Source organism: Corynebacterium sp. HMSC072A04 (assembly GCF_001809235.1).
Taxonomy (GTDB): Bacteria; Actinomycetota; Actinomycetes; order Mycobacteriales; family Mycobacteriaceae; genus Corynebacterium; species Corynebacterium hiratae.
In genome coordinates, this window is the sequence record NZ_KV796796.1 from 17,806 (window position 1) to 43,821 (window position 26,016).

Annotated in this window: 17 protein-coding genes and 1 pseudogene; 12 read left to right on the forward strand and 6 right to left on the reverse strand. The window is 64.6% G+C overall.

Annotated elements, in window-relative coordinates; genetic code table 11:
• Window positions 1–415: 415 nt before the first annotated feature.
• The 12 genes and pseudogenes from HMPREF2565_RS13490 to HMPREF2565_RS08420 form a co-directional block, all read left to right on the forward strand.
• Window positions 416–574 (forward strand): annotated as a pseudogene (locus HMPREF2565_RS13490) (protein tyrosine phosphatase); the annotation flags it as partial.
• Window positions 575–668: 94 nt separating this feature from the next.
• On the forward strand, window positions 669–2,621 hold the full coding sequence (locus HMPREF2565_RS08370; RefSeq protein WP_071407136.1) for a glycosyltransferase: 1,953 nt from the start codon (window positions 669–671) through the stop codon (window positions 2,619–2,621).
• Window positions 2,611–3,138, forward strand: a complete 528-nt coding sequence (locus HMPREF2565_RS08375; RefSeq protein ID WP_070517733.1) for a phosphatase PAP2 family protein — start codon at window positions 2,611–2,613, stop codon at window positions 3,136–3,138. The genes HMPREF2565_RS08370 and HMPREF2565_RS08375 overlap by 11 nt, the downstream gene beginning before the upstream one ends.
• Window positions 3,135–4,142, forward strand: coding sequence for a decaprenyl-phosphate phosphoribosyltransferase (locus HMPREF2565_RS08380; protein ID WP_049156922.1), 1,008 nt, complete (start codon window positions 3,135–3,137; stop codon window positions 4,140–4,142). The genes HMPREF2565_RS08375 and HMPREF2565_RS08380 overlap by 4 nt, the downstream gene beginning before the upstream one ends.
• Before the next feature lie 11 nt (window positions 4,143–4,153).
• Complete coding sequence (locus HMPREF2565_RS08385) at window positions 4,154–5,899, forward strand: arabinofuranosyltransferase AftB family protein (protein WP_071407137.1); 1,746 nt, start codon at window positions 4,154–4,156, stop codon at window positions 5,897–5,899.
• 144 nt (window positions 5,900–6,043) lie between these two features.
• A complete protein-coding gene (locus HMPREF2565_RS08390) occupies window positions 6,044–7,075 on the forward strand; it encodes an alpha/beta hydrolase (RefSeq protein WP_210384376.1) in 1,032 nt (343 codons plus the stop codon).
• Between the two features lie 295 nt (window positions 7,076–7,370).
• Entirely contained in the window at window positions 7,371–9,284 is a 1,914-nt protein-coding gene (locus tag HMPREF2565_RS08395; protein WP_371441011.1) for an alpha/beta hydrolase-fold protein, read from the forward strand.
• An 8-nt stretch (window positions 9,285–9,292) separates the two neighbouring features.
• Window positions 9,293–9,811, forward strand: coding sequence for a hypothetical protein (locus HMPREF2565_RS08400; RefSeq protein ID WP_071407139.1), 519 nt, complete (start codon window positions 9,293–9,295; stop codon window positions 9,809–9,811).
• A 66-nt stretch (window positions 9,812–9,877) separates the two neighbouring features.
• Window positions 9,878–10,810, forward strand: a complete 933-nt coding sequence (locus tag HMPREF2565_RS08405) for a cutinase family protein (RefSeq protein ID WP_049156975.1) — start codon at window positions 9,878–9,880, stop codon at window positions 10,808–10,810.
• A 125-nt stretch (window positions 10,811–10,935) separates the two neighbouring features.
• The gene (locus tag HMPREF2565_RS08410) at window positions 10,936–12,795 is read left to right on the forward strand and encodes a FadD32-like long-chain-fatty-acid--AMP ligase (RefSeq protein WP_071407140.1); all 1,860 of its coding nucleotides are present in this window, start codon (window positions 10,936–10,938) and stop codon (window positions 12,793–12,795) included.
• 213 nt (window positions 12,796–13,008) lie between these two features.
• On the forward strand, window positions 13,009–17,802 hold the full coding sequence (locus tag HMPREF2565_RS08415) for a type I polyketide synthase (protein WP_071407141.1): 4,794 nt from the start codon (window positions 13,009–13,011) through the stop codon (window positions 17,800–17,802).
• Entirely contained in the window at window positions 17,775–19,346 is a 1,572-nt protein-coding gene (locus HMPREF2565_RS08420) for an acyl-CoA carboxylase subunit beta (protein ID WP_035117045.1), read from the forward strand. The genes HMPREF2565_RS08415 and HMPREF2565_RS08420 overlap by 28 nt, the downstream gene beginning before the upstream one ends.
• Before the next feature lie 460 nt (window positions 19,347–19,806).
• Here the strand turns inward: HMPREF2565_RS08420 and HMPREF2565_RS08425 are convergent, their stop codons facing one another.
• The 6 genes from HMPREF2565_RS08425 to trmB all read right to left on the reverse strand — a co-directional run bounded on the left by HMPREF2565_RS08425 (window position 19,807) and on the right by trmB (window position 25,940).
• The gene (locus HMPREF2565_RS08425; protein ID WP_246819132.1) at window positions 19,807–20,865 is read right to left on the reverse strand and encodes an HNH endonuclease signature motif containing protein; all 1,059 of its coding nucleotides are present in this window, start codon (window positions 20,863–20,865) and stop codon (window positions 19,807–19,809) included.
• Between the two features lie 108 nt (window positions 20,866–20,973).
• Window positions 20,974–21,321 (reverse strand): DUF3054 domain-containing protein, encoded by a 348-nt coding sequence (locus tag HMPREF2565_RS08430; protein WP_070510938.1) that lies wholly within the window; start codon window positions 21,319–21,321, stop codon window positions 20,974–20,976.
• Entirely contained in the window at window positions 21,322–22,335 is a 1,014-nt protein-coding gene (locus tag HMPREF2565_RS08435) for a lysylphosphatidylglycerol synthase transmembrane domain-containing protein (RefSeq protein ID WP_070510940.1), read from the reverse strand. It lies immediately after the preceding gene.
• Complete coding sequence (locus HMPREF2565_RS08440; RefSeq protein ID WP_071407142.1) at window positions 22,332–24,548, reverse strand: MMPL family transporter; 2,217 nt, start codon at window positions 24,546–24,548, stop codon at window positions 22,332–22,334. Before HMPREF2565_RS08440 ends, HMPREF2565_RS08435 begins: the two co-directional genes overlap by 4 nt.
• 7 nt (window positions 24,549–24,555) lie before the next feature.
• Complete coding sequence (locus HMPREF2565_RS08445) at window positions 24,556–25,167, reverse strand: NYN domain-containing protein (protein ID WP_071407143.1); 612 nt, start codon at window positions 25,165–25,167, stop codon at window positions 24,556–24,558.
• On the reverse strand, window positions 25,167–25,940 hold the full coding sequence (gene trmB / locus HMPREF2565_RS08450; protein ID WP_049156950.1) for a tRNA (guanosine(46)-N7)-methyltransferase TrmB: 774 nt from the start codon (window positions 25,938–25,940) through the stop codon (window positions 25,167–25,169). The genes HMPREF2565_RS08445 and trmB overlap by 1 nt, the downstream gene beginning before the upstream one ends.
• Window positions 25,941–26,016 lie beyond the last annotated feature (76 nt).

Sequence of the window (26,016 nt, forward strand, 5' to 3'; positions counted from 1 at the left end):
CCCCCGGAAAGTAGACACGTCGGGGGTCAGGCCCATCCTTGGTTCCTCATTGGGGCATGTGATGGCGGGGATTTCTCTGAAGGTTTCGTTTTCCCTTGCTGGCGTTCTTTTTGCAGCATTTCTTGTTTGTACCGGCGTTTATCTCACTTTGGGAGCAGTTGGGAAGAGGTTCGCTAAAGTCGACTCTTTGAGCTGACTGAAATAGGAAGAAAGACACACTGATCATGTGTTGCTATGAGGAGTATCCTTCTTATTGTACAGAGTTAATAGTTGTCAGTTAGCGAAAAATTAGTCAGTATTGTTCTCTACTTTCTCAATCTCCCTCCGATTCGACACTCTCTTGAGCCTCTGACAATTGCGGCCACGAGTTCGTGACCATCGAGGTCGATTTCCTTTTGGCGCCACAATCATAGGCGACGAAGTCGGCAAGGACATCAAGATTTGGGATATCGCTACGGCAGAAACCGTAGAGGAGACCCGCGAGCTGGCTGACGACCTCCGCGCCCGCGTGCTTTACATGCTCAACCGTCTGGGCATCGAACCCATCTCGGAGGATGCACCCCTCTCGGCTTAGCTTTCAGCCGCGTGGGAACTCAGCTGAAGAGTGCGAAACCACTAATCTTGGTTCCTGAATACTGTCGAAATCTGTGTGGAGAACCGAAGATATCGTGACTGCCAACAATACTGCTGCGTACGAACCCGTACAGCGCATCCTGCTGCCCAAGCGTGGCGAGCCGGTCGACGTCCGCATGCTCTACCTCATCGAGTCCGAGCAAAACCGCGAGCGCCTCAGCTGGAGTGGCCGCACTTCCGTGACCATCCCGGCCGGCGAAGAGGCCTCCTTCGAGACCTACTTCAATGCGTTCCCGGCCGCCTACTGGCGCCGTTGGTCCCAGCTGAAGTCCATCGTGCTGGTCATGGACGTGGAGGGAGAGGCCAACATCTCCCTGTACCGCTCCAAGCAGGACGGCCAGCGCATCGCCGTGGCCAACCACGTGGTGACCACCGGGCACCACGAGTTTGAGCTGCCCCTGAAGAACTTCGAGGACGGCGGCCTGCTGTGGTTCGATGCCTCCGCCGTTGAGGACACCGTGCTTACCGACGCCGCTTGGTGCGCCCCGCACGCCCCGAACCCGCAGCTCCTGCCGGACGGTAGCGAGTACCCGGCGCAGGAGAAGCGCGTGGCCGTGGGTATTCCGACCTTCAACCGCCCCACCGACGCCGTCGCGGCGCTGCAGGCACTGGCGGAGGACCCGGTGGTGGACGGCATCATCGACTACGTTCTCATGCCGGACCAGGGCAACCAGCACCCGGCGGACGAGCCGGGCTATGACGAGGCCGTGGCCCACTTTGGTGAGCGCTTCCGCGAGTTCCGCCAGGGCAACCTGGGCGGCTCGGGCGGCTACTCCCGCATCATGTTCGAGGCGCTGGAGAATACCGACTCGCCCTACATCCTCTACATGGATGATGACATCGCCATCGAGCCGGATTCCATCCTTCGTGCGGTCCAAGCAGCGCGTTACGCCGCCAAGCCCTTCATCGTCGGCGGCCAGATGCTCAACCTGCAGGAGCGCTCCCAGCTGCGCACGACTGGCGAGCGTGTGAACCGCGCTGACTTCATGTGGGGTGCGGCCGAGCACGCCGTCTATGACCACGACTTTGCCAAGTACCCGCTGCGCGCCATCGGTGACGCGCAGTCCCACCTTGACCCGAAGAAGTACGACTCCCGCGCGCTGCACCGCCGCGTCGACGTGGAATACAACGGCTGGTGGATGTGCCTCTTCCCGCGCGTCGTGGCGGAAAGCATCGGGCAGCCGCTGCCGCTGTTCATCAAGTGGGATGACACCGAATACTCCCTGCGCGCCGCCGCCCACGGCTTCCCCACGGTGACTTGGCCGGGCGCTGCCATCTGGCACATGGCGTGGGCGGATAAGGACGATGCCATCGACTGGCAGGCCTACTTCCACCTGCGCAACCGCCTCATCGTGGCGGCCCTCTACCACGAGGGCGATGCGCGCGGGATTACCAAGTCCATCTTCAAGTCCACCCTCAAGCACACCATGTGCATGGAGTACTCCACCATTGCCATCCAGCTGGAAGCCATGAAGGACTTCCTGGCCGGACCGGACCAGCTCTTCGACATCCTGGAGTCCTCGCTGCCGCGCATCGCCGCAATCCGCAAGGAGTTCCCGGACGCCGTCATCATCGATTCGGCGGATCAGCTGCCCGCGCCCACCGGCGCGCCGGGCGTGCCCACCCGCAATGTCGGTGGCCGCCTGGGCAAGATCAAGAAAATTCCGTGGCTTATCAAGTCCGCCAAGCACCTGGTCACCAAGGAAGACCCGGCACACCACGAAGCACCGCAGCTCAATCTCACCCCGGAGGAGGCCCGCTGGTTCACGCTCTCCCGCGTGGATTCCGCCACCGTCTCCACCGCGGGCGGCACTGGCGTGGCCTTCCGCAAGCGCGACCGCGAGCTGGCCCTCGAGCTGGTGAAGTCCACCCGCGAGCTGCTCAAGGAAATTGAGGATAACTTCGACGACCTGCGCGCCGAGTACCGCGCGGCTCTGCCGGAGCTGACCTCCCGCGAGTCCTGGCGAAAGGTCTTCGATGCCCAATAAGCTTTCTGTCGCCGAATCCCACGTCCTCGAGAAGATTCAGGACGTGGCCTTCGAGGCCCCCGGCGTTCTGCCCACCGCGCGGGGCTTAAGCCACTTCGGCGAGCACGCCCTGGGCTGGCTGGCTCTCTCTGGTCTGGGTGCTGCCGTGAATTACCAGAAGCCGGCGCGCCGCCGCCAGTGGGTAGCTGTTGGCGTGGGCGCTTTCACGGCGCACGCGGCCAGCGTTGTGATCAAGCGCATTGTGCGCCGCAAGCGCCCGGACTATGACTACGTCAAGGTGGGCGTGAAAACCCCGTCTAAGCTGTCTTTTCCGTCCTCCCACGCGACGTCGACAACCGCGTTCCTCGTGGGCGCCGCGCACGTTCTGGGAACCCCGGCACCGCTCGTCGGTGTGCCGGTCATGATGGCCTCGCGTATGGTGCTCGGGGTACATTACCCATCCGATACGGCGTTCGGCGCCCTGCTGGGAGCCGCCACCGCGGAAGCATGTCACCGCTATGAAAGGAAGACGGCATGAGCGAACGTCCTAACCGCGTCGACGACGGTGAGCAGAGAGTCTTCCACTCTGAGCCGCACACCTCCGGCATCGATACCGGCCGCAAGCGCAAGCCGCCGAAGAACCTCGCCGACGGCATGGTGAAGGCCCTGCGCCCCAAGCAGTGGGTCAAGAACGTCCTCGTTCTCGCCGCCCCTGCGGCCGCGGGCGCGGATTCGCTGTTCCACACGCGCGTGCTTCTCGACGTCCTCCTCGCCTTCATCGTCTTCTGCATGGGCGCATCCTCCATCTATCTCATCAACGATGCCCGCGACGTGGAGGCTGACCGCGCGCACCCGACGAAGCGCTTCCGCCCCATCGCGGCGGGCGTGCTTCCGGTGAGCTTGGCTTATGCCATGGCCGCGGTGCTCATCATCGGTTCGATTGGACTGTCCTTCTTGGCCACCGCGGGCCTGCAGCTCGCCATCGTCATGGCCATCTACATCGGCCTGCAGCTGGGCTATTGCTTCGGATGGAAGCACATGCCGGTGATTGATATTGCCCTGGTGTCCTCCGGATTCATGCTGCGCACCATGGCCGGTGGTGTGGCCGCGGGCATCGTGCTCTCCCAGTGGTTCCTGTTGGTGGCCGCTTTTGGTTCGCTGTTCATGGCCTCGGGCAAGCGCTACTCGGAGATCCTTCTGGCGGAGCGCACGGGCGCCAAGATCCGTAAGTCCTTGGAGGGCTATACGCCTACCTACCTGCGCTTCGTGTGGACTTTGGCCGCCACCGCCGTGGTCATGTCCTACTCGCTGTGGGGTTTCCAGCTTTCCAACGAGTCTGATGGCCCGGCCAGCGTGTGGTACCAGGTGTCCATGGTGCCGTTTACCATCGCCATCCTGCGCTATGCCGCCGACGTGGACCGCGGCAACGGCGGTGCCCCAGACGAGATCGCCCTGGAGGATCGCGTCCTCCAGATCCTGGCCCTTCTGTGGCTGGCCTGTATTGCCATGGCGGTGTACATCATGCCGGTTATGATGGGCTAGACTCTCTCCTCATGCGAAAATCCGAATCACGTACCGCGGCGGCGCTCAGCGCGCTGGCCTCGGTCATCGTGATCGGAGTTTTCTCGTTTTGGGGCGGCTTCGCGCGCCGCTGGATTTCCGACGACGGCCTCATCGTCCTGCGCACCGTGCGCAACCTGGAGGAGGGCAACGGCCCCGTTTTCAACGCGGGCGAGCGCGTGGAGGCCAATACCTCGACGCTGTGGCAGTACCTCATCCTGCTTGCCCGTTGGGTCACCAACGCCCCGCTGGAGTCCATCGCCGTCAACCTGGGATTGCTTCTGGCGGTCGCGGCCATGATGTTGGGGGCGTGGGCCACAGCCCGGGCCTTCTTCCGCTCGGGCCAACTCGCCACTCCGCTTCTGGCGCCCGCGGGCGCGCTGGTCTACCTCGCGCTGCCGCCTGCCCGTGATTTCTTTACCTCCGGACTCGAGTGGGGCCTGTCCATCTTCTACCTCGCCGCCCTGTGGGCGTTGCTCCAGCACTGGGCGCAGTCTCGCGATAACGCCAGCGCCTACTGGCTGGCGCTGTGGGCGGGATTGTCCTGGCTCGTGCGCCCCGAATTCGCGCTCTACGGCGGGCTGGCCGGCCTGCTCCTCTTGGCCGCACATCGCAATTGGAAAGCCTGGCTCGGCATTCTTGGCGCGGCTCTGCCCATCCCGGCGGGTTACCAATTCTTCCGCATGGGCTATTACGGCCTGTTGACGCCGCACACGGCGGTGGCCAAGTCGGCGTCGTCAAGCGCGTGGGGCAGCGGCCTGGACTATGCCGGTGACTTCGTTGGGCCGTATGCCCTGTACCTGCCCGTTCTCGTGCTGGCGGGTGCTGCGCTGTGGACCTTCCGTGCCCACCTGCGCCCGGCGGCCCTGCGAAGCTCCACGACCGTCACTTACCTGCTGGTCGGTGCGGCGGTGGTGCATGTGGTGTACGTGCTGCGCGTCGGCGGTGACTTCATGCACGGCCGCATGCTGCTGCTGCCGCTGTTTGCCGCCCTCCTCCCAGTCTTCGTGCTGCCGCTGAGAGGCCTGGTGTCTGTGCTCGCGGCGGCCTTCTGCGCGGTGTGGGCCGTGGTGGTTGTGCTGCGCGGGCACCCCACGGACTGGGAGGCCTACGAGCAGCCGCTGTCCATCGTGGATGAGCGCGACTTCTGGACCTACGCCACGAACCGCGAGGCGGGTTACCCGCCGCGTTCGGCACGGGACTACATGACGATGAAGTTCATGCGCGGATACGGGGAAGCCACCGAAAAGTTGGCGGACGGCGATGCGCTGGGTGTCATCTATGTAGAGGACAAGGAGAAGGACCAGCTCAATTGGCTCACCGTCCCGCGCGAGCCGGGCGCGGAGGAGCCGCCGACGGTCTACCTGGTCAACCTGGGCATGACCTCAATGAACGCGCCGCTCAACGTGCGGGTGCTCGACACCATTGGTCTGGCTACGCCGCTGGCCGCACGTATGCCTCGTGAGGAAGGCGGGCGCGTGGGCCACGACAAGCACCTCGAACTGGAGTGGCAGGCGGCGCTGACCGGCGCGGACATCGAGTACCTCCCGCCGTGGTATGACAAGGAGAAGACTCGGCAGGCGCGGGCGGCGCTGGCGACGCCAGAGGTGCAGGAGCTTGTTGCTTCCTACAGCGAGCCCCTGACGTGGGAGCGCTTCCGCGCGAACCTGGCCTCCTCCGTGACCACGGGGCGCACCCTCATGTTTTCTGCCGATCCGGCCGATTACCCTGCCCACTAGCTTGGGGCGGGCTGGCAAATACCCCCACGGGGAGGCAAAAATTGCCAGGGTGCGTTACGCTACAAAAGATTCTCGTTATTAATCCGTAACTATCGCTGGCGTGTTGGCGATGTAGTAATGGCAGTAAAAATGTTAAGGAGAAACATGAGTTCACTAAGCTCTGGCCTGCGGACTCGGGTCCTCTCAGTGGTGGCCGCTATCGCCGTGGCCTTGGGCCTGGTCGTGACCGCCGGCACCCAGGAAGCATCCGCGGCTCACCGTGACTGGCTGCGCGCGGACGCCACCGGCACCTGCGAGTGGGATCGCGTTGGCTTCTGGGTGCAGCGCTGCGATGTGTGGTCCCAGGCGATGGGCCGAAACATCCCGGTGCAGATCCAGCCTGCCAAGAACGGCGGCAACGCGGGCCTCTACCTGCTCGATGGTCTGCGCGCGACCGATTCCACCAACGCGTGGATCCATGACGTCAACGCCGCGCGCACCTACGTGGATCACAACATCACCCTGGTGATGCCGGTGGGCGGCGCTGGCTCCTTCTATGCAGACTGGAACGGTCCGGCTACGTACGATCTGGTCAAGCCGGTCAACTACCAGTGGGAGACCTTCCTGACGCAGGAGTTGCCGGCTTACCTTGAGGGCAACTTCGGCGTGGCCCGCAACAATAACTCCATTGCTGGTCTGTCCATGGGCGCTACCGCAGCGATTACCCTCGCTGGCAAGCACCCCGAGCAGTTCCGTCAGGCGCTGTCCTACTCCGGCTACCTCACCACGACGTTGCCGGGAGCCCAGACCTTTATGCGCCTGGCGCTTCTCGACGCCGGCGGCTTCAACATCAATGCCATGTACGGTTCCATCATCAACCCGAAGCGCTTCAGCAATGATCCCTTCAACCTGATCCCGGATCTGGCTGCAAACGGAACGGATGTTTACGTGTCCGCCGCTTCCGGTGTTCCGGGGCCGCTGGATCAACAACGCTACCTGCCGCAGCACATCGCGTCCGGCATGGCGTTGGAAGCCTTCGCCAACGGCACCACCCGCCTGTGGGAGCTCAAGGCTCGGGCGATGGGTGTTCGCCTGCAGACGGATTACCCGGCCCAGGGCCTGCACAACTGGGAGCAGTTCGGTTACCAGCTGGAACGCTCCAAGCCGCAGGTGCTCAACGTTATGAACGCCTGGTAACTAGCTAGCCGCCGTGCCCTTGGGTGTGGCGGCTTTTTCATCCCACCGCTGGGCGTGTCCCCCTACCGAAAGTCTCAAGTTAAACTTAAACTTGAGAACACACTAGACCGCTCACCACGCGTGCGGCGGCGAGTTCCGCAGGAGGGGAACCTGCGGAGCTCGCTCGCGGTACCGCGTGCCCTTATCTCGATATACCCCTTAAAAGGACTCTTCAATGCCGAACACTGCGTCATCTCAGCCTCGCCGGTCCGCTAAGGATTCCGGCCTGCGTTCCCCGTCCGCAGCCCGCAAGGGCCTGACCATCGCTGCGCTGCCCACCGCCGTGGCAGTGGGCTTTGCGTTGCTGCCTATCGCAAACGCGCAGTCCTCCAGCTCCTCGAGCGAGGGCATTACCGACCTGCTGGGAAGCTCTAACTTCTCCGATTCTTTCGCCCCGTCCAACCCGCCGCAGCGTACTCCGGTGGAGACGGAATACCCGAAGATTGAGGGCCTGCCGGAGGGCGTGTCCGTCTCCCGCGTGGAATACCTGACCAACCGCCACCTCAAGGTCTACATCAAGTCCGCTGCGATGCCGGACAAGGAGCAGGTCGTGCAGATTCAGCTCGCGCGCGATTGGTACTCCAGCCCGGACAAGACCTTCCCGGAGGTCTGGGCACTCGACGGCCTGCGCGCGCGTGACGATGAGTCCGGTTGGACCATCGAGACCAACATCCTGTCCCAGTACGCCGACCGCAACGTCAACCTCATCATGCCGGTGGGCGGCGAGTCCTCTTTCTACTCCGACTGGCAGAAGGAAGACAACGGCACCCACTACATGTGGGAGACCTTCCTGATGAAGGAGCTCATCCCGATCCTGGAGAAGGGCTACCGCTCCAACGGCAAGCGCGCCGTGACCGGTATCTCCATGGGTGGTACCGCCGCCATGAACCTGGCCGAGCGCAACCCCTGGGCCTTCAAGTATGTTGGCTCTTTCTCGGGTTACCTCGACACCACCACCACCGGTATGCCGGAGGCCATTACCGCCGCGCAGGCCGATGCCGGCGGATTCACCTCCACCAACATGTGGGGCGATCTCTACTCCCAGGACTGGATCGACCACGATCCGAAGCTGGGTATTGAAAACCTCAAGGACATGAAAGTCTATGTCTCCGCCGGCAACGGTAAGGACGACTACGGCCAACTAGGCTCCGTGGCGAAGGGCCAGGCCAACATGGCCGGCGTGGGCCTGGAAGCAATCTCGCGCATGTCCACCCAGACCTTCGTTGACTACGCCAAGCGCGCCGGCGTCGAGCCGGTCGTCAAGTTCCGCCCGACCGGCGTCCACAGCTGGGAATACTGGCAGTTCGAGATGACCGAGGCATGGCCCTACATCGCCGATTCTCTCGGCTTGGACAAGAGCGACCGTGGTGCGGACTGCACCCCGGTTGGGGCCATCGCTGAGGCCACCAAGTCCGGCATCATCGGCTCCTGCGTGAACAACGAGTATGACGTCGCCGAGCGCGGCAAGGCCCAGGACTTCCAGGCCGGTACCGCCTACTGGTCCCCGGAGACCGGTGCGCACGCCGTTATCGGCCGCATCGGCGCACGCTACTCCGAGCTCGGTGGCCCGACCTCCTGGTTGGGCTTCCCGAAGACCGGTGAGGAGAAGACCCCCGACGGTCGCGGACGCTACGTCCACTTCGAGCATGGCTCCATCTACTGGACCCCGGAGACCGGCGCCTGGCCTATCTCGAAGGACTTCTTCGACGCCTGGGGCAAGAACGGCTTCGAGGGCGGCGACCTCAAGTACCCGGTAGCCGAGCCGCGCAAGGTTGGCGACGGCGAGGTCCAGGAGTTCGAGGACGGCGTACTGACCCGCAACCCGGACGGTTCCTTCCACATCGTGCACGGTGCTATCGGCGCGAAGTACAAGGAGCTGAAGGCTGCTGACTCCGAGCTGGGCTTCCCGGTGGGTGAGGAGAAGGCCGTCAACGGCGGCTTCTTCCAGGAGTTCGAGCACGGCAACATCTACTGGTCCATGGACTCCGGCGCGCACTACATCCTCAAGGGCGAGATCTTTGATGAGTGGGGCAAGCACGGCTACGAGCAGGGCGAGTTCGGCTGGCCCACCGAGGATTATGCGACGATCCCGGCCGGCGGGCTGACCCAGACCTTCCAGCACGGTGTTATCCGCAAGGTCATGGGCCAGGTTCAGGCGGATAAGAAGTAGGGACGGCTATGCGATTTTTCTCCGCCCGTCCCGCTGCGGCAGCCGGCGCGGCCGTATTGATGGTCGCCGGCGCGCTGCTGACCGGCTGCGGTTCCGCCACCGTCGAGGAAGGTGAGGCCACCGAAACGTCGGTGGCGCCGCTGGAGCGCTCCTCGGGGGCGAGCGGTGAATCGTCGTCAAGCAAGGCGTCGTCCAGCTCAGCGTCGGAGTCGCCCTCCGGGCAGAGTGAGCGAGCGCAAGGCGACGAGCCGGAGGACCGCGGCGCGCGCGAGATCTCCGAAATCCCCGCGCCCGCGCCTGAACAGGGCCCGGACCAGGACTTCCTGGCCGCAGTGGCTGAGAAGGGCGTGAATATCGACGGTGCGGAAGACCAGCTGGTGGGTGCCGCGCAGGCCTCTTGCCAGGGCGATACCGTCACCGTGCCCGCGGTGGCCGGGCAGCTCATCGAGCAGGGGCGCAGTGAACTCGGCCACGAAGAACTCGTCCAGCTCATCACCGAGCAGGGCCGCGCGCTCTGCGCTCAGTAATGTGGCAGGGATTTTCCAGTCAATCCCGCACCTTCCCAAGGTAGAAACTTCTTCATGCGTAAAACCATGCGTAACACACTGACCGTCCTTGCCGTGGTCGTCCTCCTCGCCCTGATTGGCGGGGGAGCGGTTCACTTCCTCAACACCCGCGAGGAAGGGGAGCAAGGAAACCTTGCGGAGCCTGCCCCCTCCCAGGAGGAGGACAACACGGCCCCCGAGCAGCCGGACTGGTGCCCGCGCGTGGAATTCATCTCCGCGCCGGGAACGTGGGAATCCGCTGCGGACGATGATCCGATCAACCCGGGCGCGAACCCGAATTCCTTCATGCTGTCGATCACGAATCCCCTGAAGGAGGCCTACGTCCCCGAGGACGTCAAGGTGTGGACGCTGCCTTATACCGCCCAGTTTAAGAACATCAACGCGCAGCACGAGATGAGCTACGACGATTCCCGCAACGAAGGCACCTCGCGCCTCGAGGGCGAGCTGACCTACATGCACGAGACCTGCCCGGACACGAAGTTCATCCTGAGCGGATTTTCGCAGGGAGCGGTCATCGCGGGTGATGTGGCGGACCGCATCGGCGGCGGCAATGGACCCATCCCCGCGGAGAGCGTGGCGGGTGTGGCCCTCATTGCGGACGGCCGGCGCCAGGACGGCGTGGGCATTAACCCGGGTGCGCACGTCGGCGGCGTGGGCGCGGAGATTGCCCTGCAGCCGGTGTCGACCTTGATTCAGGGCATCGTCCCTGGCGCCACCATGCGCGGTGCGCGCGCCAACGGCTTCGGGGAGTTGGCGGACCGCACCTTCCAAATCTGCGCGCCGAATGACTCCATCTGCGATGCCCCGCTGGACGTGAGCAACGGGCTCGAACGCGCGCGTGACCTCATCGACGCCAACGGTGTTCATGCACTGTATGCCTACAATCCGGACGTTATCGAAGGGGTCACCACCAACCAGTGGGTGACGCAGTGGGCTAAGGACACCATCGACGCGCAGTAGCGCTTGACGACGTCCCGCCCGCGCGCCATGTAACGTTCGGCACACTCCTTCTGATATTTTCAATGTCAAAAGTACGTGAAGCAGGGGTGCGCGCCCCTCTCTACCCTACGAAGGAGCTTTCCCACATGGACCTGAAAGCCTTGATCGGCCAGTTCTTCGACGACAAGGGCAACATCGCCCTGCCGCCTCACCTCACGTTGGCGGGGCTCGCCGAACACGTCTATGCCGCGGAGCAGCAGGCGGGAATCCCGGATCGCCCGGTCATGCGCCAGTGGGTCTATACCGATAACCCGGAAGGCACCCCGCGTGATATCACCCGCTCCCAGGTCAATACCCGCATCAAGGCGGTAGCAGCACGCCTGCAGCAGGTGGGCAAGATGGGGGACCGCGTCGCCATCCTGGCGGGCAACTCCCCCGAGTACATCTTCGGCTTCCTGGGCGCGATGTACGCCGGCATGACCCCGATCCCGCTCTATGATCCGAACGAGCCCGGCCACACCGATCACCTGCGGGCGGTCTTCGGCGATGCCAACCCGTCGATCGTGCTGACCAACAACACGTCCGCAGCCGCCAACCGCGCGTACTTCTCGGACCGTCCGGCGGCCGAGCGCCCGCGCATCATCTCCATCGACTCCCTGCCGGATTCGCTGGCACAGAGCTGGGTCAACCCGCTGGAGACGGAGGAAGGCAAGGCCGCGCTTGCCGCGCTACAGACCGCGCCGCTGGACCAGCCGGCCTTCCTGCAGTACACCTCCGGCTCCACCCGCACCCCGGCCGGTGTGCTGCTGACCAACCGCAACATCATGACCAACGTGCTGCAGATCTTCACCGCGGTACAGATTAAGCTGCCGGCCCGCGTGGTTTCCTGGCTGCCGATGCACCACGACATGGGCATCATCCTGGCGGTTTTCGTGACCATCCTGGGCGTCAACCTGGAGATCATGACGCCGCGTGACTTCGTCCAGCAGCCCAAGCGCTGGATTGACCAGCTCAAGCGCCAGCCTATCGATGAGCAGCTGCAGGGAACCTACGCCGTGGTTCCCAACTTCGCCCTCGAGCTCGCCGCGCGCTACGGAGCCCCGGCGGCTGGCGAAGAGGTGGACTTCAGCAACGTCGATGGCATCGTGATCGGCTCGGAGCCGGTCACGGAATCTGCGGTGAACTCCTTCTGGGAGACCTTCGGCAAGGAGGAGTATGGCCTGCGCCGTGAGACCCTGCGCCCGTCCTACGGCATGGCGGAGGCCTCGCTGATTGTGCCCACCCCGCAGACTCTGGAGCGCCCGATCATTTCGCACTTCGATCGCGAGCGTCTGGCCGAGGGCGAAGCGGTCATCGTCGAAAAGTCTGCGGACTCCGTGGCCTACGCCTCCTGTGGTCAGAGCGTCGTGGCTCAGCACCTGACCATCGTGGACCCGGAGACCAAGGTCGAGTTGCCGGATGGCCGCGTGGGCGAGATCTGGCTGCATGGAGAGAACCGTGCCGCCGGCTACTTGGACCGAGCGGAAGAAACTGCCTCTACCTTCCACAACACGCTCGGCGAGCGTTTGGCGGAGGGCACCCGCGTGCCGAACGCGCCGGAGGACAACAACTGGCTGGCCACCGGTGACCTGGCGGCCATCGTGGATAACCAGGTGTACATCACCGGTCGTCTCAAGGACCTCATCGTGGTGGCTGGCCGCAACCACTACCCGCAGGACATTGAAGGCACCGTGCAGGAGGCCTCGGACCACGTGCGCGCGGACTCCATCGCGGCCTTCTCCGTGGAAGGCGGCAGCACCGAGGAGCTCGTGCTGCTCATCGAGCGCGCCGACGACGCCAACCCGGCCGATGACGCCGCTGCATCCGAGGTCATCCGCTCCGCGGTCTCCGCGAACCACGGCGTGACCCCGGCCGTCATCCAGTGGTTCAGCGCTAACGAAATCAAGCGCACCTCTTCGGGCAAGATTGCCCGCCGCGTGGCCAAGAAGAGCTACCTCGCCTCTTAAAGGCGCCGCACCCTCCAACCCCCGTTCCCCGCGTGAGCCGTGGGGGCGGGGGTTGCCGCTGCCTGTGGGTATGTCGGTTATGAAACCCAAGTTAACAAAGTGAGATAATCGTCCGATAACCCCTATAGACGCATCGATGTGCGCGCTTTTGTGCTGCGCAAAATCGACCGCATAGATAGAAAATTTTAGTCCGCGTAAGAAAGCTAGAGATTTATGACCGTTGAAGAGCTTCGTGGCTGGCTGCGCACCTGGGTTGCGCAGACCACCGGCCTGTCGGCAGAGGAAATCACGGACACCAAGCCACTGGAGAATTTCGGGCTGTCCTCGCGTGACGCAGTAGTCCTCTCCGGCGAATTAGAAAACCTCCTCGGTATTAAGCTCGAGCCCACCGTGGCCTACGAGTACCCCACCATCGCGCAGCTGGCCGAGCGCCTCGTCAACGGCGTCGCCGGCGCCCCGGCAGACAGCGCGCCGGGAGCGGCGGCACCACGCTCGGCTGCCATCGCGGGCGGGGACATCGCCGTCATCGGTTATGCCGGCCGCTTCCCGGGTGCCAAGAATGTCGACGAGTTCTGGAACATGCTCGTCGAGGGCCGCGCCGGCACCGGCCCGCTGCCCGTCGGCCGCTGGTCGGAGTACTCCTCTGACCCGATTACCAGCGAGAAGATGGAGCAGCAGAACACCGACGGCGGCTACATCGAGGATATCGATTCCTTCGACGCCGAGTTCTTCGGCCTCTCCCCGCTGGAGGCGGCCAACATGGACCCGCAGCAGCGCATTCTCCTGGAGGTGGCGTGGGAGGCCCTCGAAGACGCCGGTCTGCCCGCCAACCAGCTGCGCGGCACCGCCACCGGTGTCTACATGGGCTCCACCAACAATGACTACGGCATGCTGATTACCGCCGACCCCGCCGAGATGCACCCTTATGCCATGACGGGTACGTCCTCAGCGATCGTGGCTAACCGCCTCTCCTACGCCTTCGACCTGCGCGGCCCTTCCCTCAACGTGGACACCGCCTGCTCGGCCTCCCTCGTAGCGGTCAACCAGGCGGTCAAGGACCTGCGCGTGGGCGCAGCTGATACGGCTCTTGCCGGCGGCGTGAACATCCTGGCCTCGCCGCACGCCTCCATTGGCTTTAGTGAGCTGGGGGTCACCTCGCCCACCAGCGCCATCCACGCCTTCTCCGACGACGCCGACGGCATCGTCCGCGCGGACGCCGCCGGTGTGCTCGTGCTCAAGCGCCTCGAGGACGCCGAGCGCGACGGCGATACCATCCACGCCGTCATCAAGGGCTCCGCAGTCAACTCCGACGGCCATTCCAACGGCCTGACCGCCCCCAACCCAGACGCGCAGGTTGACGTCCTCGAGCGCGCCTACGCCGACGCCGGCATCCGCCCGCAGGACGTCGACTACGTCGAGGCCCACGGCACCGGCACCATCCTCGGTGACCCCATCGAGGCCACCGCGCTCGGCCGCGTGCTGGGCCCGGGCCGCCAACCTTATAACCCGACCCTGCTGGGCTCCGCCAAGACCAACATCGGCCACTCCGAGTCCGCGGCCGGCGTCGTGGGCCTTATCAAGGTCATCGAAGGCATGCGCCACGGCGTTATCCCGCCAAACATCAACTACGTGGGCCCCAACCGCTATATCGACTTCGACGCCGAGCACCTCGAAGTAGTCGAAGACCCGCGCGAGTGGCCGGAGTACTCCGGCCAGAAGATCGCCGGCGTCTCCGGCTTCGGCTTCGGCGGCACTAACGCCCACGTCGTCCTTACCGATTACCGCGGGCTTACCCGCCAGGACGCCCCGCAGGTCGCCATCGGCGAAGGCCACCCGGTGGCCCTGCCCGTTTCTGGCCTGCTGCCCTCGCGCCGCGCCGCAGCTGCAGCCGACTTGGCGGACTACATCGAAGCCGAGAACCCGAACCTGCTCTCCCTGGCCCGCACCCTCGCGCGCCGTAACCATGGGCGTTCGCGTGCGGTAGTAACGGCGTCGTCAAGCGAAGAAGCAGTCAAGCGCCTGCGTCAGGTGTCCGAGGGGACCGTCTCCGTCGGCATCGCCGCGGCGGATTCCCCGACGGTGCACGGCCCGGTGTTCATGTACTCCGGTTTCGGCTCCCAGCACCGCAAGATGGCCAAGGACATGATTGCCCTTTCGCCGCAGTTCCTCGCGCGCTTGGAGGAGCTCGACGCCATCGTGCAGCGCGAATCCGGCTGGTCCATCCTGGAGTTGGTGCGTGATGACGAGCAGACCTATAACACCGAAACTGCGCAGGTGGCCATCACCGCCATCCAGATCGCGCTGACGGACCTGCTGGCCACCTTCGGCGTGCGCCCAACCGGCGTTATCGGCATGTCCATGGGTGAGATCGGCGCGGCCTACGCCGCGGGCGGCATCACGGCGGCCGACGCCATGCTCATCGCCTGCCACCGCGCGCGCCTCATGGGTGAGGGCGAGGCTTCGCTGCCGGAGGACCAACAGGGTGCCATGGCCGTCGTCGAGCTCTCCGCCGAGGAGATCGACGCCCTGCCTGGTTCCATCGAGCCCGCCGTCTACACCGGTCCCGGCATGACCACCGTGGGCGGTCCGCGCGAGGAGGTCCTCGCGCTGGTGGAGAAACTCGACGGCGAGGGCAAGTTCGCCCGCGCGCTCAACGTGAAGGGAGCCGGCCACACCTCCGCTGTGGATCCGCTGTTGGGTGAACTCTATGCGGAAATCGCCGGCATGGAAGCTGCTCCGCTGCATACGACGCTCTTCTCCTCCGTCGACCGCGGCAAGGTCTACCGTCCGGGTGCGGTGTTGCACGATGAGGATTACTGGATCCGCATGACCCGCAAGCCCGTCTACCTGCAGGACGCGACCGAGGCGGCCTTTGACGCGGGCCATACCCAAATCGTGGAGATTTCTCCGAACCCTATTGCGCTCATGGGCCTGATGTCCACCGCCTTTGCCGCGGGCAAGGCGGATGCGCAGCTGCTGTACAGCCTGAAGCGCAAGGTGGACCCCACCGAGTCGCTGCTGGACCTGTTGGGCAAGCTCTACGTCACGGGTACTCCGGTGGACTACACCAAGGTCTTTGGCTCCGGTGCGCTTGTCGCCGCCCCCCATACCCGTTTCCGCCGCCAGCGTTTCTGGACCAATGCTCGTCCCTCGTCGGGTGTGTCCGGCCTGCCGGGGGCGCGCGTGACGCTGCCGGAGGGCGCGGTGGCGTTCTCCACGAACGCCGACCAGGCGCCGAGCGCGCTGGCCATCCTGGAGGCCGCCGCCGAGGCCGTCACCCCGGGCGCCCACATCGCGGCGAGCGAGGAGCACCTCGACCTGCCCGCGAAGGGCGAGGTCACCACGATTGTTCGCCGCACGCTGGGCGGGCTGTCGTTGGCGGTGCACTACGTGGATGGTGCGACGACCAAGCTCATCGCGGAAGGTTTTGCGTCGACGCTCAACCTTGCCGAACCCGCTGCGGCCCCGGAGCCGAGCCTGCCGCAGGCGGTGACTGCGCCGCAGTTCGCTGACCCCGATGTGGGCGCCGATGCCGTGCGCTGGGACCCGGAGAAGGAGAGCGTGGAGGAGCGCTTGGCGCTCATCGTGTCGGAGTCCATGGGCTACGACGTCTCCGATCTCCCGCGTGCGCTGCCGCTCATTGATCTCGGCCTGGATTCGCTCATGGGCATGCGCATCAAGAACCGCGTGGAGAATGACTTCCAGATTCCGCCGCTGCAGGTGCAGGCGCTTCGCGACGCCTCCCTCGCCGACGTCATCACCATGGTCGAGGAAGCCGTGTCCGAACAGCCCGGTGCTTCCGCGCAGGCGCCGTCCGACGCGGCCGCCGATGCCGCAAGCGCCGAGGCACCTTCCACGCTCACCACGGAAGGCAACTCCACTGAAGACTCGTCTGATGTGAGCGCGAAGGGCGGCGAAGGCGTGGGCGTGGCGCCGCGCGATGCCTCCGAGCGCATGGTCTTCGGCACCTGGGCCACCTTCACCGGTAAGGCCGCGGCCGGAGTGACCTCCGCGCTGCCGCAGGTCAGCGATGAGGTGGCTGAGAAGATTGCCGAGCGTCTCACCGAGCGCGCCGGCATCGAGGTCACCGCGCAACAAGTCTACGAGGCCGAAGCACTGGAGAACCTGGCGGATCTGGTCCGCGAAGGCCTGGAGACTGAGGTCGAGGGCAACATCCGTGTGCTGCGCGAGGCCGACGGCCCCGCCGTCTTCATGTTCCACCCGGCCGGCGGCACCACCGTGGTCTACCAGCCGCTGACTCGCCGCCTGCCTGCCGACGTCGCCGTCTACGGCGTGGAGCGTCTCGAGGGCAGCCTGGAGGATCGCGCCGCCGCCTACATCGAGGACATCCTGCACTACGCGCGCGGCCGCAAGGTCGTGCTCGGCGGCTGGTCCTTCGGTGGCGCGCTGGCCTACGAGGTGGCCTACCAACTCCAGGAGCGCGCCGCCCGCGGCGAGGACACTGCTGAGGTTGCCTTCATCGCGCTGCTGGATACCACGCAGCCGGCCCATCCGGCCCCGAAGACGCTGGAGGAGACCAAGGCCCGCTGGGGCCGCTACGCTGCCTTTGCCAAGAAGACCTACGGCCTGGACTTCGAGCCGCCCTACGAGATGCTGGAGACCGTGGGCGAAGATGCTCTCATGGCCATGCTCGCGGAATTCCTCAGCTCCACCGACGCTTCCGAACACGGCCTGTCCGCCGGTGTGCTGGAGCACCAGCGCGCATCCTTCGTGGATAACCAGATTTTGGGTTCGCTGGATATGGGACGGTGGGCGTCGGTAAGCGTGCCCGTCATCCTGTTCCGCTCCGAGCGCATGCATGATGGCGCCATCGAGCTCGAGCCGGCCTATGCCGAAGTTAACCCGGACGGCGGTTGGGGCGTTATCGTGAAGGATCTGGAGATTGTGCAGCTGCCGGGCGACCACCTGGCGGTTCCTGACGAGCCGGCAATCGGTATCGTGGGCAAGCACATGGAGGAATGGATCGAGGAGAAGATTCGGAAGTGACTAGCACCGCTGACAAGCTAGCGGACCTGCGCGAGCGCCTCGAGCGCGCCCAGGACCCCGGCAGTGAACGCTCCCGGGCGCGCCGCGATGAGGCGGGGCGCTCGACTCCGCGCCAACGCATCGCCGCGCTTCTCGACGAAGGCTCCTTCGTCGAAACCGGCGCCCTGGGCAAGACCCCCGGTGACCCGGATGCCATTTACTCCGACGGCGTGGTCACCGGCCACGGCCGCATCAATGGCCGCCCGGTGTGCATTTACGCACACGATAAGACGGTCTACGGCGGTTCCGTGGGCGTGACCTTTGGCAAGAAGGTCACCGACATCATGGACCTGGCCATCAAGATTGGTTGCCCAGTTATCGGTATTCAGGATTCCGGCGGTGCGCGCATTCAGGACGCGGTGACGTCTTTGGCCATGTACTCCGAGATTGCCCGCCGCCAGCTGCCGCTGTCCGGCCGCAGCCCGCAGATTTCCATCATGATGGGCAAGTCCGCCGGTGGCGCGGTGTATGCGCCGGTGACCACGGACTTCATCATCGCCGTCGATGGTGAGGCGGAGATGTACGTGACGGGTCCGAACGTGATCAAGGAAGTCACAGGCGAGGAGATCTCTTCCCATGACCTCGGCTCTGCGCGCCAGCAGGAGCTCAACGGCAACGTGTCCGTCGTGGTGCCTTCCGAGGATGAGGCCTTTGACTTGGTGCGCGATTTGCTGGATCACCTGCCGCTGACCTGCTTCGACGAGTCTCCGGTCTTCGACGCACCTTCTGATGACGAGGTGGCTGAAGACACCGAGCTGGATTCCTTCATGCCGGATGACACGAACGCCGGCTACGACATGATGGACCTGCTCACACAGCTTGGCGACGATGACGATCTCATCGAGATCCAGGAAAACTACGCCCCCAACGTCATTACCGCCTTTGGCCGTATTGATGGCAAGGCCGTGGGCTTTGTGGCCAATAACCCGATGCACTCGGCGGGCTGCATCGATGCGGATGCCGCCGATAAGGGCGCGCGCTTTATCCGTATTTGCGATGCCTACAACATCCCGCTGGTCTTCGTGGTGGATACGCCGGGCTACCTGCCGGGCGTGGACCAGGAGAAGGCCGGTCTGATTCACCGCGGTGCGAAGTTCGCTTTTGCTGTGGTGGAGGCTACCGTGCCGAAGGTCTCGCTGATTGTGCGCAAGGCTTATGGCGGCGCCTATGCCGTGATGGGCTCGAAGAACTTGACCGGTGATATCAACCTGGCGTGGCCGACGGCCCAGATTGCCGTGATGGGCTCGGCCGCCGCCGTGGTCATGATTGCGGGCAAGCAGCTCGAGGCCGCCGAGACCCCGGAGCAGCGCGCCATGACGAAGAAGATGTTCATGGACTTCTACGACGAGACCATGACCGCGCCCTATGTCGCTGCGGAGCGTGGCTACCTCGACGGCATGATTAAGCCTTCTGAGTCGCGCTTGGCCCTGCGCCGCGCGCTGCGCCAGCTTGCCGATAAGCAGGAGAAGGACCTGCCCAAGAAGCACACCATCTCCCCGCTCTAGCGTCGTCTGAGTCAGGATAGAAGCTGAAGAAGGCCTGCGGATCGCGCTGAATTTTGTGTCTCGGCGTAACGTGCGGGCCCGTTCTATCCGATAAGTTTAAGGACTAGGAATTCAATCAAAGGAGCACTTCAATGCTGTCTAGCGTTCTTGACCTCAGCGGCGACGTTATCAACCTCGTTATCATGCTGCTCAACCGCGTCGGCGTGACCATTTCTGGCTCGTCCCTGAGCTCGAAGTAGCGTTCGCGCGCACCCCTCTCCGCCACACGTGCGGCTCCCCACTGGACTGATTGCTCAGTCCAACGTGAGCGGCTCAAAAGCGGGGAGGGTTTCTTCATGCCCTGGCTTGCGTGGCCGAGGGAGTCAACGCGCCTTGAGAAGGCGCGGTGCGCTAAAACTCTGAATGCGGGATCGCCGAAGAGCCCCAAGGCCGCGGTGCGACTCAGGGAGTGCGGGAATTCCTACCGCAGGTCAGCCCAGACGGGGCTGGGTATCAGTACTGGTGGCCCACCGCCGGGTGGCAGCCACGCCATCCGCCCCTCGATGCGGTCGATGTGCCCGCGATAGGTGGGTCGGGCGGGGTCATCATCATTGATCGCGTTGTGGTACTTACACAGCGGGACGAGGTTGTTGATGTTGGTTGGCCCGCCATCTTGCCACCGTCTGATGTGGTGCATCTGGCATTCCGCGGCCGGTTTATTGCACCCGAGCCAGGCGCACGTCGGATGCTCCGCGCTGAGCAGGAGGCGCTGTTTGTCGTTGGCGAAGCGGCTGCCGTAATAGAGATTGACGGGTCCTTCGACGGGGTGGAAGAGCGAGACGAAGCCGCGCTCGGCAAACTGCGTGCGGATAAACTCTGCGCCGGTCATGGTGCCGCCGTCGGTTGCCTGCAGAATGATGTCGTCACCCTCACCGCGCACGATCGTGTCGAGCTGATCTAGGCGCACAAGAACGTGCGCATGCAGGACAGGTGTGGGCGCGCCGCCTCCTGCAAAGACTTCGTGGACCGCCTTCAGCAGGTCCGCGGAGGTGGCCTTGAGCGTGCCCACCAGATTCGCAATAGCCCGCGGGCGATCCGTGATGATGAGGCTGTGCATGCCGCCTTTTCGGCGCAGCACCCGCACTCCGGGGCTGGGCTCAGGCCTGAGCTCCGCGAGGCGCCGCTTCGCCACGCCCGCGATCTCACCCGCCGGAGTCTCGCACAGCTCCACGCGCAGGTCCCACGCCTTGCGCGAGTCCTTGACTCGCGCGACATGGCGCTCAATCTGCACCAGCGTATCCAGTGCGTGTTCAGTTTTACGCGCGCGGCGCTGCTTGGCGCTGTAGGCGGTCTGCCCGAAATAGATCCGGTGCAGGCCTTCGAGCTGCCGCGCTACGCGCGGCGTCGCACCCAGCGCGAGCATGTCATCGCGTGTGTGGCCCGCGCACAAAGAAACGACGTGCATGCCGCGAGCGAGTACCCCGAGTAAGTCCCCCAACTTCATGCCCCACACACTAAACCGGGCCGCACACCCCCGCAACCGGAGCGCTAAAAACCCAGCTCAAACAGCCACTCGCAAGGCCGCACAAGGCTGGATCCAGGTGTGTGAGGCCGACAGGTAGCAGGCCATGGAAAACTTGGTGAAGTTCTAGGCACGCGAGCGGGACGCAAAGGCCGCGATGGCTCGCCAGCCAAAGAAGAACAGCGCCGACATCACGGTGGCCACGATGAGGAAGGACCAGTGCGGCAGCCGGCCATTGACCAGCATCCACAGAGCCATGCCGCCAATAATGGCACTCAGCCACACGACGACGCCCTCCCGCCACAGGCCGCTCAGCTTCGCTGCCATGATGATGACCCAGCCCACGAGCGCGCCCACGGTCCACGGCCAGAAGGCATCAACCCACGAGCTAAAGCTCAGGCCGCCGTGCGCCAGGCGGGCGAGGATGGCGAAGAGGACGAGCGAGATGACGTCGATAAGCGGGGCAACGCGCATTTAGGATTCCTTCCGGTTCAACGCCGCGTAAGAGAAACCATCGCGGGCGTAGTGGGCGAAGTAGATGACCCATCCAATGATAGTGATCAGCGCAAAGGAAATAAGCCGGTAGATGATGGCCGCGGAGGTGGCATGCACCGCGGTGAGGCCCGTCGCCACCAGCGGGGCGATGAGCGCGGCCTCCACCGTACCCACGCCACCCGGGGTGACCTGCGCGGAGCCAGCCAGCTTCGCCGCCAGGAAGGCCAGTGCGACGCCCGCCAGGGTGGTGTGATCGGCGCCGGCACGCAGCCACGGAATCTCGCCGGTTACCGCCCACACCGAAGCCCACAGGGCGGCCATATCGGCCAGGCGGTGCACAAGGGAGGCCCCGGCAACCACGGCAAAGGGGCCGCGCGACAGGTGGACCTCTCCCAGGTTGCGGACCTCCTGGATGGCGCGGTCCCGCTTCGGGCCGGGCCGTAGCTTGCGCAGCCAGCCCTCGAGGGTCACCGGGTGCGAGGTCAGCCAGAAGATGCCGCCGAGCGCCGCGAGCATGAGGACAATAGTTGTGATCAACGAGCCCAAAGCCATGTCGGCGTTGAGGAAAAACACTCCGCCGAGCCCAATGAGCGCGAGGAACATCGAGCTAATAATCGAGGATAAAAACAGGAAGTAGCTGCACAGCGCCACCGACGCGCCCCAGCGGCGCTGCACCTGGAAGGTGAGCACGGCCGAAAAAGCAGGGCCCGCCGGCAGAGTCGTGGACCACGCATTCGAGGCGAGCGTAATGGCGTAGGTCTCGCGCAGCGGGACCTCAACGCCGCCCGCACCGATGAGCCGCTTCATCACTTCCGCCATGCCCGCGATGGACAGCAGCGCGAAGAACACCACCAGCACCACGGGGAAAGGTTCGGCGTGGCGCAGGCGGCGCAGCCCCTCGGAGATGAAGTCCAACTGGTCGCGGAAGAACCACGCCAGCGCGGCCAGGACAAACAGGGAGATTATCCAGGTCAGCCAATTCTTCTTATTCATCGACCGTCCGTGGACTTCAGGCGCTGCACCAGCTCGGAGAAGGGGATGAGCTCGGTGTCGGTGTCGGCGCTGCGGTCCCCGCGTACAGGAGCATCGCTTGCCGACGCCTCCTCTGCCGGGGCGTTCTCGCCGCCGAGGCGGTGGGTCAGGCGCGTGAGGAAGCGCGGGGCCCACCAGTTGTCCTCGCGCAGCAGGTGCATGACGGCGGGGACGAGGAGCATGCGGACGATGGTGGCGTCGATAAGCAGTGCAAAAATCATGCCGAAGGCGATGTATTTCATCATGACGATATCGGAGAAGCCAAAGGCCCCCGCGACCACAATCATGATGAGCGCAGCCGCCGTAATGATGCCACCCGTGTGCGCGGTACCCGCGGCGATGGCCTCATCGGTGGACGCACCCCGGCGGCGGGCTTCCACCATGCGCGAGACTAGGAAGACCTCGTAGTCCGTGGACAGGCCGAAGACGATGGCGATGATGAGCACCAAAATCGGGCTCATCAGCGGGCCAGCGGTGAAGTTGAGCAGGCCAGAGCCCAGGCCGTCGACGAACATGAGCGTCAAGATGCCCAGTGTGGCACCCAGCGACAATAGCGTCATGATGATGGCCTTGAGCGGCAGGATGAAGGAGCCGAAGACGAGCGCCATGAGGATGAAGGTGGCCAGCACCACGTAAAGGGCCATCCAGGGCAGGGTATCGAAGAGCGCGTCGAGGGATTCGACCTCCATGGCTGGGGTGCCGCCGACGTAGAGCTCCACGCCCTCCGGCGCCTCGATGTTCTCGAGTTCGTGGACGATGCGTGCGTAATCCTCGCGGTCCTGGATGCCGGCGCCGAGGACGGTGGTGCCGTCGACAGTTGCGGTCTTCGGGCCCATCGGCTCGGTAAGGCCCTGGATGGAGCGGGCTTGCATGACGACGTCGACAAGCTGCTCATTCGTGGCATTCTTCACCACGAGCTTGACCGGCTCGGTGCGGAAGGAGGGGAACTGCTCGTTGAACTGGTCTTGCGCCACGCGCGCGTCCTGGTTGGGCGGCAGGTAGGTCTCGTTGATGCCGCCGAATTTCACGCCCAGCACCGGCAAGGTCAGCGCGATGAGCAGCGCGCAGATAGCGGTGGTCATCAGACCCGCGCGGCCCATGGCCCAGCGCGGCATCCGGTACCACCACGTGTCCTCGATGCGGCGTCCGCGGCGCGAGGTCTTGCGTACGGTCCACTTGTCGATGTTGTGACCCAGCATGCCAAATAGCGAGGGCAGTACCATCACCGACAGGAGTGCGGCGAGGCCCACCGCGGAGATGGAGCCGTAGGCCACGGATTTAAGGAAGGCCTGTGGGAAGAGGAAAAGCCCGGAGAGGGACACGGCCACCATGGCGGCGGAAAAGACCACGGTCTGCCCCGCGGTGGCGGTGGTGATCGCCACGGCCTCCTCGGTATCGCGGCCCTTGTCCAGCTCCTCGCGGAAGCGCGAAACCATGAACAGGCCATAGTCGATGGCCAGGCCAAGGCCCAGCAGCGTCACGACGGCCTGCGCAAACACGTTGACCTGCTGGAAGCCGGCCAGGATTGAGAGGATTCCCAAGGAACCTAGGATGGACAGCCCGCCCACCACGAGCGGCATGAAGGCCGCGACGACGGAGCCGAAGACAATCAACAGCAGCAGCCCGACGAGCGGCAGAGCGGCCTTCTCCGCGCGGGAGATGTCCTTGGCCATACCCTCGTCCAGCGCATCGGCCACGGCAGTGGCACCCGCTACCTGCACGGGCAGCCCGCTGGAGTGCAGGGAATCCTCGATGGCGCGGAAGTCCTTGAGCGTTTGCTCGCCGTCACCCTTGAGCCCGATGGCGGCGAAGGCCGTGGAGTGATCCTGCGTGATGAGGTTCGGGTTGCGCTTATCAAAATAGCTGGTGACGGAGTCGATCTGCTCCGGGTACTGGGTCTGGAGCTCGTCGAGGAAGGCCTTGGCCTCGGCGGCGTGGGCATCGGGGTCGTCGAAAAGCAGGATGACGTCGCCGGAATTGTCGCGGCCGAAGGTCTCCAACTCGATCTGCGCCGCGCTTGTCGACGCCGCCCCCGGGTCCTCCCAGCCCTCCTGGCTCATGCGCTCCTCAAGGCGCGTGCCGAAGCCAAAGAAGAGGCCCAGAATGAGCCCGACGATGAGGAGCGGAATGACCTTGCGGTGGGCGTAGGAGAAACGGCCCCAAGAATAAAACATGCGGCTCCTAACTGTGCTCGGGCGCGCGGTCCGGAAGCAGCGCGGACAGCGGGCGGAAAGGCTGCAGCCAGGCGCCGCCTGGAGGCAGATTATCCAGGTTAACGCGCGGCAGCGGCTCGCGGAAAACGCCCTCGATGTCTTCGAGGTCGACGAACTCGATATCGGGGTGGGTCAGCGCCCACGACGCGTGCTCGTGGAAACCGAGCACGCAGGTGGGCAGACCGGAAGCTGAGAGCTGTTCCAGCAGGTGCTGGAAGTTTTGGCCATCGGCAGAGGCCACGATGACACCGGAGAGATCCTCGCGGTTGGCTTTGATGTATTCGACCATGTCGGGGTCGACGTCATCGTCCTCGTGCAGCTTCGGCTTGGCAAAGACGGCGAAGCCGACGTTGCGGATGGCCTCGACCCACGGGCGGATGACGTCGGCGCCGCCGGGCGTGACGTTGGTGAAGACGGCGGCTTCGGGGGTGGCGTCGTTGTCAAAGGCCAGCTCCACCAGCCAGCGGCCGATGGCGTCAAAGCGAGGGCGGTAGGCGGCAGTGGGGCGCCCGCCGAGGATGGCGCCAAGCCCCATGTCCATGTTGGGCGCATCCCACACCAATAGGTAGGTGCCGGCCATTACTTCTTCTCCCAGAGGTACTCGGTGATGACGTGTTCCTTATCCAGGCCTTTGCCCTCAAACTTGGTGATGACCTGGCGGTCGGTGAGAATGGGGCACTCCGGCCAGGGCCAGCCCTTGTAGTCGAGGGAGGGCTCGACCTCGACGAGCTCGTTAATCCACTCGGCGTAGCCGGCGTGGTCGGTGGCCACGTGGAGCACACCGCCGGGTTTTAGGCGGGAGGCAAAGAGGTTGAGCGTGCCGGATTGGATGATGCGCCGCTTGTGGTGGCGGGCCTTGGGCCACGGATCCGGGAAGAAGATGCGGATGCCGTCGAGGGACTCGGGCGCGAACATACGCATGAGAACTTCGATGCCATCGCCGCGGACCATGCGGATGTTCTCAATATCGTTGCGGACGATGGAGCCCAGCAGCTTGGCTAGGCCCGGCTTGTAGAGCTCGACGGCAACAATGTTGGTGTCCGTTTCCAACGGGGCCATCGCAGCAGTGGAGGTACCGGTGCCGGAGCCGATCTCCACGATGGTCTTGGCGCCCTCGCGTCCGAACCAGGCGGGGATGTCGAGGGGTTCGTCGGCAAGCAGGCGTCCCAACTGAGGCCAGTGCTCCTCGAAGAGGGCGTTCTGGTTGTCGGTGAGGGTGCCGCGACGGAAGGTCACGTTGCCGAGGCGTGGGTAGTCCAAATCATTGTTGAACTCGGCGTTGAAATCCGTCTGGAGGCCGCGGCCATGAGGCATCTGCGCGGCGGGATTCTGGGAGGAGTCTGCACTATTCATCAGTTGACATTGTTCCCTTAAGCAGGGGTGAGGGGCAACGTGCCGCGCCGTGGAGGGCGGAGGGGCGTCCAGGGGG